The sequence below is a fragment of the Clostridium carboxidivorans P7 genome, from assembly GCF_001038625.1.
GTDB classification, from domain to species: Bacteria; Bacillota; Clostridia; order Clostridiales; family Clostridiaceae; genus Clostridium_AM; species Clostridium_AM carboxidivorans.
Genome location: NZ_CP011803.1, coordinates 1186055 through 1203136 on the forward strand (window position 1 = coordinate 1186055; position 17082 = coordinate 1203136).

Here is a 17082-nt window from a genome sequence, read left to right on the forward strand (position 1 = left end):
AAGGAAATGCCTTTTAGGTATTTCCTTTTCCATATAACACTAGTACAATTGATTAATTTTAAGGGAGGAGTAAAAATGATAAGATACGTATTAAAAAGATTGGCTCTTTTACTACCTGTTTTAGTTGGAGTATCTATAATAGTATTTGTAGTCATGCATGTACTTACCACTGACCCTACTTCTATAATTTTAGGTCAGCATGCTTCTGCAGATCAAATTGCAGCTCTTCGTAAGCAGCTTGGATTGGATAATCCTTTATATATTCAGTATTTAGATTTTTTAAAGGGACTTTTGCATAGAGATTTTGGTAATTCACTAATAACTCAAACTTCTGTATGGAGTGAATTAACTACTCGTTTACCAGCCACAATTGAACTAGCCTTTGCCGCTATAATAATTGCTTCAATAGTGGGAGTAACTATGGGTGTTATATCTGCTATAAAACAAAACTCTATAGTAGACTATATAAGTATGGTAGGTGCTCTTCTTGGAGTTTCTATGCCAATATTTTGGCTTGGACTTATATTGATAGTAATTTTTTCACTTCAACTTCATATTCTGCCTGTTTCCTCAAGAATACAAGTAGGCATGGAACCAGCACATATTACAGGTTTTTATATATTAGATAGTATACTTACAGGAAATATGGCATCTCTTGCAGATTCAATAAAACATCTTATACTTCCAGCTGTAGCACTTGCTTCATATTCCACAGCTATAATAGCACGTATGACAAGATCAACTATGCTTGAGGTTATAGGTCAGGATTATATAAGAACTGCTCGTGCTAAAGGCCTTGCAGAAAAAACAGTAATAATAAGACATGCTCTTAAAAATGCTTTTATACCTATAATAACGGTTATAGGACTTCAACTTGGTTCATTACTTGGTGGTGCCGTACTTACTGAAACAGTATTTGCATGGCCTGGTATAGGAAGTTATACCATAGATGCTATTTTAAAGGCAGATTATCCTGTAGTACAAGGAGCAGTAATGCTTATGGCAATTATATTTGTTACAGTTAACCTTTTAGTAGACTTAATTTACGGTTTAATAGATCCTAGAATTAAATATTCATAATATAGGAGGTATTATAAATGGAATGTGAAAGCGCAAAACAAGCATCTCAAATAGAAGTTAAAAGAAATAACTTTTTCTTTTTAAAAAATGCTTTTGAAGTAATTTTAAAAAATAAAGCAGCCACTTTAGGCTTATGCATAATATTGTTTTTAATACTAATATCTATATTTGGTAAGTTTATAATGCCTTATAATCCTTATTTAGGAAACTTATCTGATAGTTTAAAAGCCCCATCAGCTGCACATTTATTTGGAACAGATGAACAGGGAAGAGATATATTAAGCAGAATAATTGATGGTACCAGGATATCCCTTAGAGTAGGAGTAGTTTCAGTGGCTATAGCATTGTCATTAGGTACTGTTTTTGGTTCTTTAGCTGGATATTACGGCGGTAAAGTGGATTTAATAGTAATGAGATTTATGGACATGATACTTGCGTTTCCTTCATTATTACTAGCTATAGCTTTTATGAGTGCTCTTGGAAAAGGTATTGATAAAGCAATAATCGCAATAAGTATAGTTACTATACCTGAGTATGCAAGAATAGTTAGAAGCTGCATATTATCTGTAAGAGATAGTGAGTACGTACAAGCTGCTAAGGTAATAGGAAATAGTGATTCAGCTATAATATTTAAACACATATTACCTAATATATTGTCACCTATTATAGTTAGAGCGACGTTAGGAATATCTACAGCCATTCTCGAAACTTCTGCTTTAGGTTTCTTAGGACTTGGAGTTCAGCCTCCTTATGCTGAATGGGGAAGTATGCTTGGTTCTGGTAGAGGGTACTTCTTTAATGCACCTTATTTAGTGTGGTTTCCAGGAATCGCTATTACAATAACAGTATTGGCATTTAATCTTTTTGGAGATGGACTAAGAGATGCATTAGATCCAAAATTTCGTAAATAGTTAGGAGGGATTATATGTTACTTGAAGTTAAGAATTTAAAAACTCAGTTTAAAGTAAAGGGTGGATTAGTTAATGCAGTAAATGGAGTAGACTTTGACATAGATAAAGGTGAAGTAGTTGCAATTGTTGGTGAATCCGGCAGCGGGAAAAGTGTAACTTCACTTTCTATAATGAGCCTTATTCCAAATCCTCCTGGAAAAATAATAGATGGAGAAATTTTATTCAATGGAGAAGACTTGCTTAAAAAAAGTAAAAAGGAATTTGAACAAATCAGAGGTAATAAAATATCCATGATATTTCAAGAACCTATGACTTCGCTTAACCCGGTATATACTATAGGCAAACAAATATGTGAAGCTCTTATAAAACATAAAGGTATAAATAAGAAGGATGCTGTAAAGGAAGCTATAAAAATGTTGGAGTTAGTTGGTATACCTTCACCGGATAAAAGGGTTAATGATTATCCTCATCAGCTCAGCGGTGGAATGAGACAGCGTGTCATGATTGCTATGGCTCTTGCTTGTAACCCAGAGCTTCTAATAGCAGATGAGCCCACTACAGCTTTAGATGTTACAATACAGGCACAAATACTTGATTTAATGCTTAAATTAAAGGAAAAGTTTAATACTTCAATTATGCTCATAACTCATGATTTAGGAGTAGTTGCAGAAGTAGCTGATAGAGTTGTAGTTATGTACTGCGGAAAAGTAGTTGAAAAAGCTTCTGCATATGAATTATTCGAAAATCCAATGCATCCTTATACTGTAGGACTTTTAAAATCCATACCAAAGATAGATGAGGATGCAGATAAATTATTTATGATACCTGGTATAGTACCTAATCCTCTAGAGATGCCTGAGGGGTGTGCTTTTAGTGATAGATGCAATAAATGTATGGATATATGTAAAAAATCTATGCCATCTCTATTAAAAATGGAAGGCAAAGAAGTACGATGCTTTTTATATGATAAGAAAGGGGAGGATTAGTTATGGAAGCTTTATTACAAGTTAAAAATTTGAAACAATACTTTCCTGTAGAAAGCGGATTTTTTTCTAAGAAAAATTCTTATGTAAAAGCAGTAGATGATATTTCTTTTGATATATATAAAGGGGAAACTTTAGGTCTTGTTGGAGAGTCTGGTTGTGGAAAATCTACCACTGGGAAAATGCTTGTAAATCTTTTAAAGCCAACTTCTGGAGAGGTCATTTTTCAAGGCAAGGATATATCTAATTTAAAAGGTACTCAAAGAAGAAGCTTATCTAAAGAAATACAGATTATATTTCAGGACCCTTATGCTTCTTTGAATCCAAGAATGACTATTGGTGATATAATTGCTGAACCCATTAGAATAAACAATATATATCCAAAAGAAGAAATAGAAAAGAATGTACTTAGATTATTGGACTGTGTAGGACTTGCTTCCTATCATAGAAACAGATTTCCACATGAATTCAGTGGTGGACAGAGACAGAGGGTTGGTATAGCGAGAGCTCTTGCAGTAAATCCAAGTCTTATTGTATGTGATGAGCCAGTATCTGCTCTTGACGTTTCTATTCAAGCTCAGGTACTTAATTTGTTAAAGGATTTGCAGAAGGAATTTAATTTAACTTATTTATTTATAGCTCATGGACTTAATGTAGTAAAACATATTAGTAATAGAGTTGGAGTTATGTATCTAGGAAAGCTTTTAGAATTAAGTGATGATAAAAATTTATACAGTGATCCTAAGCATCCTTATACTCAAGCTCTTTTATCAGCTATTCCAGTTCCTGATCCAAAAATAAAAAAGAACAGAATTATATTAAAGGGTGATGTTCCAAGTCCCTTAAATCCTCCAAAGGGCTGCAGATTCCATACTAGATGTTTTAAATGTATGGATATATGTAAGGAAAAAGAGCCTGAGCTAAAGACTTTAGATAATGGGCATCAAGTAGCTTGTCATTTGTATTAGAGCAAAAGTGTGGATTACCACACTTTTTTGCCTTATAATAAGGACATGATAAAATATCGCAAATATTAATAGGGAGTATCTTTCTTTAATATAGGTTTGAATTATAGAGGTGTTAATACTGATGAAAAGAATATCAAAGCATTTAATTGTTGTATCTTTTGATGGATTGTCAACTTTAGATTTTGAGATTATACAATCGCTGCCTAATTTTAAAAAATTTATTGATGAATCATCTTATTGTAAAAATGTTTATAGTGTGTATCCTACACTTACCTATCCGGCACATGTCACAATAGTTACTGGAAAATATCCTAAAAATCATGGAATAATAAACAACACATTGCTTCAGCCAGGAAGAAGGTCTCCGGACTGGTACTGGCAGAGAAAGTATGTTAAGGGAGAAACCCTTTATGATATTGCAATAGATAGTGGAATGAAGGTAGCAGCACTACTTTGGCCGGTAACTGCTAAATCAAGTATACAATACAATATGCCTGAAATATTTGCAAACAGACCTTGGCAGAATCAGATAATGGTTTCTCTTTTTAATGGTAGTCCTTTATTTCAAATTAGCCTTAATAACAGGTTTGGAGCTTTAAGAGATGGGATAAGACAGCCAAATCTTGATAACTTTACTCATGAGTCTCTTTTATATACAATAAAAGAGAAAAAACCAGATTTAATACTTGTTCATTATACTGATTTGGATACTATGCGCCATCATCATGGTTTTAACTCTAAGGAAGCAGAAGAAGCGCTAAAAAGACATGATAGAAGACTTGGAGATATAATAGAAACCTTAAAGAAAAATAACATTTACGATGATAGTACAATTATAGCTTTAGGAGATCACAGTAGTATTGATGAAGATAAAATTATTAATCTAAATATATTACTAAAAGAAAATGGATATATTAAAGTTGATACATCAGGAAATATAATTGATTATAAAGCAATTGTTAAAAACTGTGATGGTTCAGCTTATGTGTATGTTAAGGATATACAAAATAAAAAGCTTATTTATGAAATTAGAGATTTAATAGATAACTTTAACAAGGAACATAAATGTATAGAGGCAGTTTTAACAAAAGATGAAGCTAGAGGACTAGGAGCAGACCCTCAGTGTGCAATGATGCTTGAAGCAAATAGAGGGTATTATTTTTTAGATCATGTGGAAGGCGAAATTATCAAGAATATTGAACCACATGAAGCTGGGCGAATACCTGATGTTACAAATGCAACCCATGGATATTCTCCATTTAAAGAAGAATATACTACTGTTTTTATGGCAGCTGGATGTGGAATAAAAAAGGGTGCTGCTATTGAAAAAATGAATCTTGTAGATGAGGGGCCAACTATGGCAAAATTATTGGGCTTGGAACTAAAAGATGTGGATGGACGGATTATTGAAGAGATTCTTGAATGACATACTATGATATTAAAAGGAGTTTCATAGAATAAAAATTTATAAGGTATTTTTAAATAAATTGGGGGCGGAAAAATGAGCAATATAATACTATATATAATAGGTACTTTTTTTGTGCTTGGGGGAATTGACTATATTTTAGGTAACAAGTTTAAATTAGGGGGGAAATTTGAAGAAGGAATAAAATCAATGGGAGTGTTGGCTCTTAGTGTGATAGGAATTTATTCTTTAACTCCAATAATTTCAAATGGATTAGGTGCAGTTATTATTCCTTTATTTAAAATGCTTCATTTGGATCCTTCAATATTTGCAGGTTCTTTGCTAACTACGGAGATGGGGGGCTATGTAGTGGCAAAAAACTTAGCCTTAAACACTAATATTGGATTATTTTCAGGAGTTATTTTGGCATCTAGTTTAGGTACTACTATAAGTTTTACAATACCAATAGGTATGGGAATGATTGATAAAAAGGATGAAAAGTATTTTTCCATGGGAATTATGGCAGGAATGATGACAATTCCTGTAGCGTGCATAGTTGGTGGAATATGCGAAGGGTTAGGTTTTAAAGATTTAGCATTGAGTATTTTACCGGTTGTGGTATTTTCACTTATCATTGGCATAGCAATTTTAAAAGTTCCTAGCACTTTGATGAAAATATTTAATGTTTTTGGAAAGTCAATAATATCAATTAGCATTATAGGCTTGATTATACAAGGAATAGGAGTTATATTTCATGTACAAGTTGTTTCTGGATTAGTTTCTTTTTCAGAAGGACTTAATCTTTTAGGTAAAATGACAATAGTTTTAGGAGGATCCTATCCTATGCTTTTTGCTATAAATTATTTTTTTAGAAAATATTTTGATAAACTTGGTGAAAAGATAGGCATAAATGGCGCGTCTGTAACAGGATTGATTGGAAATTTAGCCAATAATTTATTAGTATTTTGTACATTTAAGGATATGGATGCAAAAGGAAAAGTTCTTTGTACTGCGTATGGTGTAAGTGGTGCATTTATGTTTGGAGGACAGTTTGGTTTTGTATCAGGTGTAGCTCCTAGAATGGTACAAGCATTTGTTTTATCTAAACTTGTAGGAGGTATTTGCAGTGTACCTGTGGCTATATGGATATATAACCGTGAAGTAAATAGTAAAGCTAAGAGTTCAAAAAATGCAGCATAAATTATATAATTAGTAGTTTAAAAATATTGGGAAGCAACTTTTTCAGAGGACAATTGACAGACACTGTCCTCTGTCCTCTAAAAAAGTTGTGCTATTTATATTATTAGTGGATTTATATCTGTTTTATTAGCTGATTCAGTTAGCATATTTTTTAATATATATAGTCCTTTTTCTAATTCACCAGTATCATTAGGTGAAGAAAGAGACACACGTAAAAATTGCTTTTCGTGGTTGTTTCCCACTAAAAATCGATCAGAATGATAAATGTGAATTCCCTTTGATAAAGCATTTTTTTCAAATTGATTTGCATTGAATTTTTGTTCTAGTGGAAGCCAGCGAAAAAAGCTCATAGGGTTTTCACTTGAATTTTCCATTTTAAAATACTTTTCATAGATTTCATTACGTTCTTTTGAAATTAACAATTTATCTTTAACTACTTTATCTGCAATCCCAGTATTGATCATTTCAGCAATAACTTCTGCATTTAATGAAGAAGTCTTTAGATTTATGTTATATATTCCTCGAGTTATACTTGTGGAATATTTTTCAGGATATACTATAAAGGCTACTCTTATTCCAGAGCATAAAGACTTTGAAACACTGTTTATATAAATGGATTGTTCAGGTATAAAAGAAGTAATAGGAACGTAATTTTGAGGAGCAAGAAAATAATAAATATCATCTTCTATTAAAATAAGATCATTCTTTTTTATAACCTTTGCAATTTCCTGTCTTCGTTCCATATTCATTAAAATTCCTGTAGGATTATTACAAGAAGGCATAAGGTATATACCTTGGATATTATTTAGTTTGCATTGAGAATCCAATTCTTCGGGTTTCATTCCAAAAATATCCCCTCTTATTGGAATCAATTGAATGTTTAACATATTTGCAAGTTCTATAAAATTAGGATAGGTGTATGTATCTACTGCAATTTTATCTCCTGAGTGGAAAAGTGAAATTAACGTCACTGCAAGGGAGTTTTGGGCACCTGAAGTAACTGCAATATTTTCCACATTAGTATCTATATTATATTTTTTTAGCCATTTTTGAGCAGAAATTTTATGATGCGGACTTCCTAATGGATGGTTATAATTTAATAAATTTTCTACATATCCCTTTGACAAGATACTTTTCATTATGTCTGCTGTAATATAATTAGTTTGGTCAATGGGATTTATAATTCCCAGTTCTATGTAGCTTTTTTCTGCTTTACCATCTATTATTGATATTGTTGCACCTGCATTTGGTGAGACAAAAGTTCCTTTCCCAGTTGTAGCATAAATCAATCCTTTTAATTCACACATTTTAAATGCTCTTGTAATAGTGCTAAGATTAATATCCAGATAATCTGCAAGTTCTCTTTGAGGGGGCAATTTTGTGTTTGGAGCAAGATGCCCATTTACAATATCATATTCTAATAAATTTGCAATTGAAAGGTATAGTGGTGTTGTAAGTTGGGATTTATTGGGTTTCCATGACATTGGATAATTTTCAAAAGAATTTACAGGCATATAGACCTCCTAAAGTTTCTTATTTATGTATAAAAATTATTAATCCTTATGTTTAACATAATTGTAGTACATACAATTATAGCATTGAAACCATACAATCACAATGCTATAATTTGCTTAATGCATACATTGTATGTGTGTTGTGCCGGCAAGTATTATGAATTAGTTAAGAATAATAGGTAGTGCTGCCATTGATGTTTTATATGGTAAATTAGCATATTAAGCTTACATTTAATAAAAAATAAATATAATGGAGGAGTTAAAAATGAGAATACCAATTTATCAAGTTGATGCATTTACAAATAAGCAATTTGGAGGCAATCCAGCTGCAGTATGTCCACTAGAGCAGTGGATCGATGATGAATTGATGCAAAAAATTGCAGCAGAAAATAATTTAGCTGAAACTGCTTTCTTTGTTAAAAAGGACAGTGAATATGAATTACGATGGTTTGCTCCAAAAGGGGAAATAGATTTATGTGGGCATGCAACATTGGCTACATCTTATGTTATATTCAATTATATTGATAAGAATGCTTCGTCCGTAAAATTTAATACTAAAAGTGGTGTTTTAGAAGTTTCAAAAGATGGAAATTTACTTACAATGATTTTTCCATCAAGAGAAGCAGAAAAGTGTGAGGTACCAGAAGCACTTATTAAAGGCTTAGGTAAAGCACCAGTGGAAGTATATAAAGCTAGAGATTATATGGCAGTATTTGAAAAGGAAGAGGATATTTTAAATCTTCAATTAAACATGGAAGAACTTAAAAAATTAGATTCTGTAGGTGTTATAGTAACTGCAAAGGGAAATGAAGTAGATTTTGTTTCAAGATTTTTTGCTCCTAAGCTAGGAGTAAATGAAGATCCAGTAACTGGTTCTTCACACTGTACATTAATCCCTTATTGGTCCAAGATTTTAAATAAAAAAGAACTTAAGGATTTGCAGTTATCTGAAAGAAAAGGAAAACTGTATTGTGCTGACTTAGGTGATAAGGTGAGAATATCAGGTGAAGTGGCATTGTATTTAGAAGGAAATATTTTAGTCTAATGTAATAAATTCAACTTTTCTGTTGTCTTTTTACAGATTCTGTTGAAATAATCTCACACATATGTATAATTTTCAAGAATTAGGCAAAAAATAATAAAGATATTTTATCAAAATTTTAGATAATAACCAAGAAATAAAAGAATTTCATAAAAAGGCCTTGCAAACCAGTATGAATGTGTATATAATGATACATGAAATACATATTAAAAACAGTGATAATAAAAGCTACGATTTATAAATTTCTCAAGAGAGCCGGTGTTTGGTGAGAATCGGTGAAAGGTTAAATCTTTCCACTTTTGGAGCTGTCGGTGATGAACCGAAAGGTTGGTATACTTTATAATACTATATCGAGAGGCTAGTGTTTATTACATACTAGCAATTTGGGTGGTAACGCGGATCTACTTTCGTCCCATTGTTATATTTGGGATGGAAGTTTTTTTATGTTTAAAAAAGACACAATAATATTATACATTTAATTTTAGGAGGTAAAATTATGTTAGATTTAAGATTTGTAAGGGAAAATCCTGAAGTTGTTAAACAAAATATAAAGAATAAGTTCCAGGATAATAAGTTAGGTTTAGTAGATGAGGTAATTGAGTTAGATACTGAACTTAGAAATATAAAGAAGGAAGCAGATTCTTTAAGAGCTGATAGAAATAAAATTTCAAAACAAATTGGTGGATTAATGGCTCAAGGTAAAAAAGATGAAGCAGAAGAAATGAAGAAAAAGGTTACTGAACATTCTGAGCACTTAGCTCAATTAGAAGCAAAAGAAGATGAATTAGAAAAGAAAATAAAAACTGATATGATGACTATTCCAAATATAATTGATCCAAGTGTACCAATTGGTAAGGATGACAGTGAAAACGTAGAAGTTGAACGTTTTGGTGAGCCTGCTGTACCAGATTTTGAAGTTCCATATCATACTGATATTATGGAAAAATTAAATGGTATCGATTTAGACAGCGCAAGAAAAGTTGCTGGTAATGGATTCTATTATTTAATGGGTGATATTGCTAGACTTCATTCTGCAGTAATTTCTTATGCTAGAGATTTTATGATAGACAGAGGTTTTACATATTGTATTCCACCTTTCATGATCAGAAGTGAAGTTGTAACTGGAGTTATGAGTTTTGCTGAAATGGATGCTATGATGTACAAAATTGAAGGTGAAGATTTATATTTAATTGGAACTAGTGAACATTCTATGATTGGTAAATTCATTGATACTATATTACCAGAAGATACTCTTCCAAGAACTTTAACTAGTTATTCTCCTTGCTTTAGAAAAGAAAAAGGAGCTCATGGTATTGAAGAAAGAGGAGTTTATAGAATTCACCAGTTTGAAAAACAAGAAATGATCGTTGTATGTGAACCAAAAGACAGTCCGATGTGGTATGATAAACTATGGAAAAATACAGTAGATTTATTCCGTTCTTTAGATATACCAGTAAGAACTTTAGAGTGTTGCTCTGGTGACTTAGCAGACTTAAAAGTTAAATCAGTAGACGTAGAAGCTTGGTCTCCTAGACAGAAAAAATACTTCGAAGTAGGAAGCTGTTCTAACTTAGGTGATGCACAAGCACGTCGTTTAAAAATCCGTGTAGATGGTAAAGATGGAAAATACTTTGCACATACATTAAACAATACAGTAGTAGCACCTCCAAGAATGTTAATTGCATTCTTAGAAAACAACTTAAATGAAGATGGTTCTATAAACATCCCAACTGTATTACAACCATATATGGGTGGTAAAAAAGTAATTAAATAGTGATAAATTAGGCAGCGTATTGAATTTTTTAGTTCATACGCTGCCATTATTTATATATAAACATGATTAAATTTTATATTTTTAATGAAAATCAAAATTTAACTTTGATTTTATAGCAAAATTAAGATTTTGAAGTTAAATATTTATAAATAACACAATATTAAAAAAATTAAAAATATGGTATAATAAATATGTAAAACATAATAAAGGGGGTCGTTGTGTGGAAAATTATAGAGGGTACGAAATAACAGTTATAGAGAATAATGAAAAGGATTACCCATTTAAAGCAATTGCTAGAAAGGAAGACAAAGAAATTAAACATAAGGGCCAAACAAAAACCCAAGCAATGGATTTTGTTAAAAACAGTATCAATGTTATTATGGAAAGACAAAATCAAAGTATAGTCTAAGGTGAGAAAGTAAATTTGTTAAAACTATTTAATTCTCATTAATGAAAAACAATGCTTTATTAAAATTTAATAATTAAAAATGAGCTTAGGATACAAAGTTTATATTCTAAGCTTATTTATTTAATCAAATTTCAAAACAAGAAGATACCTTTATTCAAATGCAATAAGAGTAAATAATAGAAAAATAATGATAAGGAGATTTTAGTATGGGGGAAGAAAGAGAAAATAATTATAAGCTTTGTTATGAAAAGATGTGCAGAGAATTCTATAAATATAATCCGGAGGATACAGCTCAAAGAAGTAGGGCTTATTATGATTCTGAAAAAAAGCAATTTACATTAACCTATTTCAATAAAGAGTACTTAATTTCTTATCCAGATGGAAATATTGTGCTAAAAAATGGTAATGAAAAGAATATATCCAATAATGAAAATAGAATATTAATTCATAAAATGTTGATTTTGAGCTATTTATACCGAGCTGCTAATAGTGGACTTACAAATAAGTGGGTACCCTTTAGAGAATTAGAAGGAGTAGGTTATGCATATCATGGATTTGCTAAGAGTGGCATAGATAAATTAATTGAAATCTTTGGAAACAAAGGAGAGCTTTTTTTAAAAGCAGGTTTTAAACTAGGGGGAGAAAAGGTTAAAGTTGGCGATGTAGGAATAAAAATTGATGTATTACCTAATGTTCCTATGATTTTTGGATTATGGCTAGCAGATGATGAGTTTCCAGCTGATGCTACTATTCTTTATGATTGTTCTGCGGTTAAAGAACTGCATGTAGAAGATTTAGCAGGATTATGTTCTATAGCTGTTGATGAAATAGTTAAAAATGCTGAGTTAGTTTAAATATAAGTATTGATGTTATAGAAATCTTTGTTACCTAAGATATGGCTATTGCATAAATTAATAATCAGTAACTTTGCATAAAATCCCACATATACTGGAATAGGCTATATGTTGTTTCCTATAAAATTATACAAGGGGGATTAGATATGTATAGTAACGAAGTTTTTTCTACTGGAGTATTAGCTAAAAATACAACTAAGTATGCAGTAGCCAATATTGCCAATATAGGTACAAGAGAAACCTATGAAATTACTGTTGAAGTATGGGATTGGTCAAGCTATAGTAATCCTGTTAAATTACCTGTGTTAATTGGTGAAAATGAGAAAGTTATCTTTCCATATAAGCTTAAACCTAATCATTTAACTGTTATGTATACTAATATAACATCAGCGAGTATTAAGTTTTATGAGATCCGTGTTATTTATCCTAGAAGTAAGGATATAGTAATAAAGTGCTACTAGAAGAAGTGATTTTTAATTATATTAGTTATAGTATAATTTTATAATATTAATGAAATGTTATTTATGTTTCATAATTAAGTATAAAAAATAAGAATGTATTATCATGTAAGTGTTATACATTCTTATCTTTTAGTTACTATTGAAAAAATTTAGTTATTTAATATTTAAATTTATTGTTCCTGTAAAACTGTTATCTGATATAAGAAGATTATTACCATCCCTTTTTTCGTGCCTGTTTTGCAGCTTTTTTAGAAGCTTTTTTTAGTTTAATAGAATTTCCAGTGAAATGAAGCAAAAGGGTGGAAAAAAACAGTGAGATTCCTATACTTAAAAGGTTCAATAGCATATTCCAATGTATAGAAGAATCGTAGCTTCTATATTGAATTATGCCAAGACCTGCAGTAATTGGACACAGATTTGCAAGCAGCATATTGCCTGAGGACAACATACCAACATAACCATATACAAAAGACACAATAACACCAGCTAGAAAACCATTTGTTAAATGGCTTGTTATGATGATGATGGGCATCACAGCAAGATATAGGAAAAGATTAACTAATGTAATTTGACACAGAGCTTGTACTGCTAATTCTAAAGAAAAGTTTGGAAAACCAGCAAGGATTTCTGCTATAATTGTAAAAACAGTACAGGCAATACCAAGAATTAAAGACAACATTCCACATACAATCAATTTGCTCATAAGAAGCTGTTTAAAGGAAATAGGAATTGTCAAAATATTTTTCAAAGTGTCATCTCTTTGTTCACGGGTGATTATATATCCAGCAATCAAAGTAATACACATTGGAAAAATGGTGGACATATTATTTTTGATAACCTGTTCTATTAAATATCTAAAATCCCATACAGAACCATCCTTTGCCATAGAAGTAAATAAAGTTAACAATACCGAAAGGAGCATAAGTGCAATTCCAGCCCAAATAATATTATAGCGTTTTAGTTTCCAAAGTTCTGTTTTAACAATTCTCCACATTTTTATCACTCCTCCCATTTTTTATATAATCTAATTATCAAGTATATAGAAATTACAGCCATAATGAACAAAATAGTGACAACACAAAATGTTGATGGAATAAGTCCTGATAGTTCAGATAAATTCATTTTGGTATGACGTGCCATAAAATCTGCACTCCAAAGTTCAGTAAGTGACATGGGAATAAGCCATAATATTGATTTTGGAAGCGTGTCATAAAGAGATGTAACACTCAAACTTAATATACTGTAAAACACACAAAGTAAAATAGAGAAAATGTATGTTTTGCTGAAAAAGACCACCAGTACAATCAGTGGCAATGTTCCTGCTGCTATAAAGATTCCCATTTCAACAGACATAAGCAGTTTGCATAACATTCCATTTACCTTAAATACCATCATGCCGCATAGTGCCGTGGCTATTGTAGAAGTTACACAAAAGATAATGCTAAATATAAATAATACTGAAATTTTAGCAAAAATCATCTGTTCAATAGTAACTGGGATTGTCTTCAAACTTTTGAATGTATTACTGTCACGTTCCATAAAGAAAAGTATAGCTGCAATTATACCAAGTACAGAAGGTAAAAGAAACTGCATTCCAAAGCCAAGTACATCATTAAATAATCCATTAAAGGCATCTGCAGGACCATTGTATCTCTGCATAACTGATGGTTTGATAGCATAATATGTCAAGGGAATAGGAAACATAAAAGCGGCAGCAATTACCAGTTGAATAAATTTTTTTCGTTTGAGTTTCCAAAATTCGCATTTTATTAGTTTAAGCAATTCCGGCACCCCCAGTTACTTTTTTGAAGTAGTCCTCCAAGGTATCTTCACAGAGATGAGATTCAGAAACCTCCAATCCATTTTGCATAAAAGATCTATTAATTGCTGCTTGTGGTAAGTTGGTATCATAAAGCAAAATATTATGATCATCAACTACTCTAAAATTTTTACTCTTAAATACAGATTCTAATATGCGTGATGCCTGTGAGGTGTCTGAAAGCTCAAAGTGAATATACTTACTATTTTTATTTTCTAATTCTTGGAGACTTTCTTCTTCTAGTAGTACACCATGGTCAATAATTCCAATATCATCTGCCAAAAGGGAAATTTCTGAAAGAATGTGGCTTGAAATGAGGATTGTTTTTCCTCTTGTATCACATAAATCACGGATAAAGGTACGTACTTCTGCAATACCAATAGGATCAAGACCGTTAATTGGTTCATCTAAGATCAATAACTCTGGATCATGCATTACAGCAAGAGCAATGGACAAACGCTGCTTCATACCAAGAGAATACTCTGAGAATAGTTTTTTATCCTTATAAGGCAAACCAACTAATTTTAGCGAATTTTTAATTGAATCACGTTTGGGAATTCCTCGTAATTCTGCAAAGATACGCAAATTTTCTGTACCAGTGAGATTTGGATAAAATCCTGGTGCTTCAATTAGAGAACCAATGCGTGGAAGAATTCTTTTTTCATTTTTTCTAATATCTTTGCCAAAAATGAAAACTTCTCCAGAAGTTGGCTGGGTAAGGTTTAAAAGCATTTTCATAGTAGTTGTTTTTCCAGCACCATTTCTTCCTAGCAGTCCATAAATACGACCCTTTTTTATATGAATATTTAGATCAGCAACAATTTTTTGAGTGCCATATTGTTTAGTTAAATTTTTAGTTTCTATAACATAATCATTCATTTGTTCAAACCTCCTTTGTAGTTACAAGAAAGAGTATAACACGTGAACCTTGCATTAACCTTGCATTAGTCTTGCACAAACCTTGCTTTTTGAAAAAAGGTAAAAATCACAGCAAAAATGGGAATTTACTTATTAGTTTAAAGGAAATTTTATGATAAATGATGTGTACTTATCTGGCTCACTCTGTACGGAAATTGTACCATTCATATTTTCTACAATTTGTTGTACAATAGAAAGACCTAGGCCGCTTCCTTTTTCAGATCGACCTTTATCGCATTTATACAGTCGTTCAAAAATATGTTTAATATCTTCTTTTGATATTCCTTTTCCATTATCAGTAATACATATTTCAGCTTGATTAAGTTTGCTTAAAACAGAAACTTCAATATGGCTTGCATTGCTGTGTGTCAGAACATTTTGCACCAGATTATTGATAACACGAGTATATCCTTCTGAATCCACTGTTACTATTAGGGGGCTTTCAGGAATATCTATGTCATAGTTAAGCATCTTTTCCTCAAAAATAGGTATCCAGTCTTTTAATATATCCCTTGTCAATTCTGAAATTTCAAAAGGCTGAATAGAAAAAGTTTCTTCATTAGAATTTAATTTGAACCAATCGAAAAGAACATCAATGTAATCTTTTAAATCATGTGCTTTGCGTCTAGCTGTTTCTATGTAAGTTTCTCGTTCTTTTTCTTGAACGATTCCTTTATGTATTGCATCTAAATAACCAATTAAAGTAGTCAAAGGAGTCCGTACATCGTGGGAAAGGCTTGTCATAAGCTGTTTATTGGTTTCAGCAGCTTTTCGAAGAGAAGCAAGCTGCTTTTCATAACTATAAACAATATCGTTCATTTTATAACAAATAACAGCAGTTATATCATTAGGACTTGCTAAAATTTTATGGTTTCCATTACCTGCTTGAATATCGTTTAAGATCTCTAAAATGTCTTTTAATTTATTTTTTACTTGAAGTAACTTCATTAAAAAACTAAAAGCCAATATAAGTGAAATAATTGTAATAGCAGCAAGCATTAACAAAGTAGATGAGTCCATTTACTATACCTCCTTATTAAATCGATATCCAATTCCTTTTACTGTTTGAATAAAAGTAGGTTTGCTTGGAGTTTTCTCGATTTTTTTACGTATCCTGCTTATAAGAGCCATAATATTGCTGTCATCATAGGCATAGGGTTCACCCCAAACTTCTTCATAAATCTGTTTTTTTGTTAAAATTTTTCCTTGATTTTTTGCACAGTATAAAAGAATATCAAATTCTTTTGGTGGTAGTTCTAATGTTTCGTTATGAATCATAATGGTTCTGCTATCTAAATCTATTATTAACCCATCATAATCAAGCTTTGAAGCTTGTACACCATTAGGGTTGAAACGAGTATAACGTCGAATCAGTGAAATGACACGGGCAATAAATTCATCTATATTAAAAGGTTTTGTAAGATAGTCGTCAGCTCCAGCTCTCAGTCCTCTCACCTTGCAGCCGTTGTCATTTTTGGAAGTCAACATAAGAATAGGAACACTGCTTTTTTTACGAATTCTTTCTAGTGTTTCAAAGCCGTCTATTCCAGGCATCATAACATCAAGAACAACTAGTTGGTATTCACTATTTTTAAGAGCAGACAAACCAGCAGTTCCAAAGTGGCAGCAGTCTGCTTCTATGTTTTCACTGCTAACGCTTTTTTGGAGCAGTAAGCAAAGTTCTTTATCGTCATCTATAATTAAGATTTTGTTATTCATAGTTGTATTCTCCTTAAATTTTGTT

At 31.4% G+C, this 17082-nt stretch carries 17 protein-coding genes and 1 other annotated feature; of the genes, 11 read left to right on the forward strand and 6 right to left on the reverse strand.

All coding sequences use genetic code 11. The annotated features are described in order from the left end of the window. Nucleotides 1-75: 75 nt before the first annotated feature. From Ccar_RS05095 to eutH, 6 genes are all read left to right on the forward strand, one after another. Complete coding sequence (locus Ccar_RS05095; protein ID WP_007061723.1) at nucleotides 76-1080, forward strand: ABC transporter permease; 1005 nt, start codon at nucleotides 76-78, stop codon at nucleotides 1078-1080. 17 nt (nucleotides 1081-1097) lie between these two features. Beyond that, nucleotides 1098-1991, forward strand: a complete 894-nt coding sequence (gene nikC, locus Ccar_RS05100) for a nickel transporter permease (protein WP_007061722.1) — start codon at nucleotides 1098-1100, stop codon at nucleotides 1989-1991. A 14-nt stretch (nucleotides 1992-2005) separates the two neighbouring features. Further along, nucleotides 2006-2977: an ABC transporter ATP-binding protein gene (locus tag Ccar_RS05105; RefSeq protein ID WP_007061721.1), complete on the forward strand. Its 972-nt coding sequence runs from the start codon at nucleotides 2006-2008 to the stop codon at nucleotides 2975-2977. Between the two features lie 2 nt (nucleotides 2978-2979). Continuing rightward, a complete protein-coding gene (locus tag Ccar_RS05110) occupies nucleotides 2980-3942 on the forward strand; it encodes an ABC transporter ATP-binding protein (RefSeq protein WP_048029955.1) in 963 nt (320 codons plus the stop codon). Between the two features lie 121 nt (nucleotides 3943-4063). Beyond that, nucleotides 4064-5368, forward strand: coding sequence for an alkaline phosphatase family protein (locus Ccar_RS05115; protein ID WP_007061719.1), 1305 nt, complete (start codon nucleotides 4064-4066; stop codon nucleotides 5366-5368). A 75-nt stretch (nucleotides 5369-5443) separates the two neighbouring features. Continuing rightward, nucleotides 5444-6547: an ethanolamine utilization protein EutH gene (eutH, locus tag Ccar_RS05120; RefSeq protein WP_007061718.1), complete on the forward strand. Its 1104-nt coding sequence runs from the start codon at nucleotides 5444-5446 to the stop codon at nucleotides 6545-6547. 95 nt (nucleotides 6548-6642) lie between these two features. Here eutH and Ccar_RS05125 read toward each other — a convergent pair whose 3' ends face one another. After that, nucleotides 6643-8061 carry an aminotransferase-like domain-containing protein gene (locus tag Ccar_RS05125; protein ID WP_007061717.1) on the reverse strand — a complete coding sequence of 473 codons (1419 nt, stop codon included), beginning with the start codon at nucleotides 8059-8061 and terminating at the stop codon, nucleotides 6643-6645. 265 nt (nucleotides 8062-8326) lie between these two features. Here Ccar_RS05125 and Ccar_RS05130 point away from each other — a divergent pair, with 265 nt between their 5' ends. The 5 genes from Ccar_RS05130 (at nucleotide 8327) to Ccar_RS05150 (ending at nucleotide 12601) form a co-directional block, all read left to right on the forward strand. Further along, nucleotides 8327-9106 carry a PhzF family phenazine biosynthesis protein gene (locus Ccar_RS05130; protein ID WP_007061716.1) on the forward strand — a complete coding sequence of 260 codons (780 nt, stop codon included), beginning with the start codon at nucleotides 8327-8329 and terminating at the stop codon, nucleotides 9104-9106. Nucleotides 9107-9312: 206 nt separating this feature from the next. Continuing rightward, nucleotides 9313-9521 (forward strand) — a binding site (T-box leader). A 78-nt stretch (nucleotides 9522-9599) separates the two neighbouring features. Next, complete coding sequence (gene serS / locus Ccar_RS05135; protein ID WP_007061715.1) at nucleotides 9600-10877, forward strand: serine--tRNA ligase; 1278 nt, start codon at nucleotides 9600-9602, stop codon at nucleotides 10875-10877. 220 nt (nucleotides 10878-11097) lie between these two features. After that, complete coding sequence (locus Ccar_RS05140; protein WP_007061714.1) at nucleotides 11098-11286, forward strand: hypothetical protein; 189 nt, start codon at nucleotides 11098-11100, stop codon at nucleotides 11284-11286. A 206-nt stretch (nucleotides 11287-11492) separates the two neighbouring features. After that, the gene (locus tag Ccar_RS05145; RefSeq protein ID WP_007061713.1) at nucleotides 11493-12140 is read left to right on the forward strand and encodes a DUF3786 domain-containing protein; all 648 of its coding nucleotides are present in this window, start codon (nucleotides 11493-11495) and stop codon (nucleotides 12138-12140) included. Between the two features lie 146 nt (nucleotides 12141-12286). Next, complete coding sequence (locus tag Ccar_RS05150) at nucleotides 12287-12601, forward strand: hypothetical protein (RefSeq protein WP_007061712.1); 315 nt, start codon at nucleotides 12287-12289, stop codon at nucleotides 12599-12601. Between the two features lie 211 nt (nucleotides 12602-12812). Here the strand turns inward: Ccar_RS05150 and Ccar_RS05155 are convergent, their stop codons facing one another. The 5 genes from Ccar_RS05155 to Ccar_RS05175 all read right to left on the reverse strand — a co-directional run bounded on the left by Ccar_RS05155 (nucleotide 12813) and on the right by Ccar_RS05175 (nucleotide 17057). Next, nucleotides 12813-13595, reverse strand: coding sequence for an ABC transporter permease (locus Ccar_RS05155; protein ID WP_007061711.1), 783 nt, complete (start codon nucleotides 13593-13595; stop codon nucleotides 12813-12815). Between the two features lie 5 nt (nucleotides 13596-13600). Then, nucleotides 13601-14392: an ABC transporter permease gene (locus Ccar_RS05160; RefSeq protein ID WP_479723111.1), complete on the reverse strand. Its 792-nt coding sequence runs from the start codon at nucleotides 14390-14392 to the stop codon at nucleotides 13601-13603. Further along, a complete protein-coding gene (locus Ccar_RS05165) occupies nucleotides 14376-15299 on the reverse strand; it encodes an ABC transporter ATP-binding protein (protein ID WP_007061709.1) in 924 nt (307 codons plus the stop codon). Before Ccar_RS05165 ends, Ccar_RS05160 begins: the two co-directional genes overlap by 17 nt. 132 nt (nucleotides 15300-15431) lie before the next feature. Continuing rightward, nucleotides 15432-16358, reverse strand: a complete 927-nt coding sequence (locus tag Ccar_RS05170) for a sensor histidine kinase (protein ID WP_007061708.1) — start codon at nucleotides 16356-16358, stop codon at nucleotides 15432-15434. A 3-nt stretch (nucleotides 16359-16361) separates the two neighbouring features. Continuing rightward, on the reverse strand, nucleotides 16362-17057 hold the full coding sequence (locus Ccar_RS05175; protein ID WP_007061707.1) for a response regulator transcription factor: 696 nt from the start codon (nucleotides 17055-17057) through the stop codon (nucleotides 16362-16364). Between the last annotated feature and the right edge of the window lie 25 nt (nucleotides 17058-17082).

What these genes read in the sequence shown, in the direction of transcription:
- Ccar_RS05105 (WP_007061721.1), top strand. Translation starts at nt 2,006, where the DNA reads ATGTTACTTGAAGTTAAGAATTTAAAAACTCAGTTTAAAGTAAAGGGT.
- serS (WP_007061715.1), top strand. Translation starts at nt 9,600, where the DNA reads ATGTTAGATTTAAGATTTGTAAGGGAAAATCCTGAAGTTGTTAAACAA.
- Ccar_RS05110 (WP_048029955.1), top strand. Translation starts at nt 2,980, where the DNA reads ATGGAAGCTTTATTACAAGTTAAAAATTTGAAACAATACTTTCCTGTA.
- nikC (WP_007061722.1), top strand. Translation starts at nt 1,098, where the DNA reads ATGGAATGTGAAAGCGCAAAACAAGCATCTCAAATAGAAGTTAAAAGA.
- Ccar_RS05155 (WP_007061711.1), bottom strand. Translation starts at nt 13,595, where the DNA reads ATGTGGAGAATTGTTAAAACAGAACTTTGGAAACTAAAACGCTATAAT.
- eutH (WP_007061718.1), top strand. Translation starts at nt 5,444, where the DNA reads ATGAGCAATATAATACTATATATAATAGGTACTTTTTTTGTGCTTGGG.
- Ccar_RS05150 (WP_007061712.1), top strand. Translation starts at nt 12,287, where the DNA reads ATGTATAGTAACGAAGTTTTTTCTACTGGAGTATTAGCTAAAAATACA.
- Ccar_RS05095 (WP_007061723.1), top strand. Translation starts at nt 76, where the DNA reads ATGATAAGATACGTATTAAAAAGATTGGCTCTTTTACTACCTGTTTTA.
- Ccar_RS05145 (WP_007061713.1), top strand. Translation starts at nt 11,493, where the DNA reads ATGGGGGAAGAAAGAGAAAATAATTATAAGCTTTGTTATGAAAAGATG.
- Ccar_RS05125 (WP_007061717.1), bottom strand. Translation starts at nt 8,061, where the DNA reads ATGCCTGTAAATTCTTTTGAAAATTATCCAATGTCATGGAAACCCAAT.
- Ccar_RS05175 (WP_007061707.1), bottom strand. Translation starts at nt 17,057, where the DNA reads ATGAATAACAAAATCTTAATTATAGATGACGATAAAGAACTTTGCTTA.
- Ccar_RS05130 (WP_007061716.1), top strand. Translation starts at nt 8,327, where the DNA reads ATGAGAATACCAATTTATCAAGTTGATGCATTTACAAATAAGCAATTT.
- Ccar_RS05115 (WP_007061719.1), top strand. Translation starts at nt 4,064, where the DNA reads ATGAAAAGAATATCAAAGCATTTAATTGTTGTATCTTTTGATGGATTG.
- Ccar_RS05170 (WP_007061708.1), bottom strand. Translation starts at nt 16,358, where the DNA reads ATGGACTCATCTACTTTGTTAATGCTTGCTGCTATTACAATTATTTCA.
- Ccar_RS05165 (WP_007061709.1), bottom strand. Translation starts at nt 15,299, where the DNA reads ATGAATGATTATGTTATAGAAACTAAAAATTTAACTAAACAATATGGC.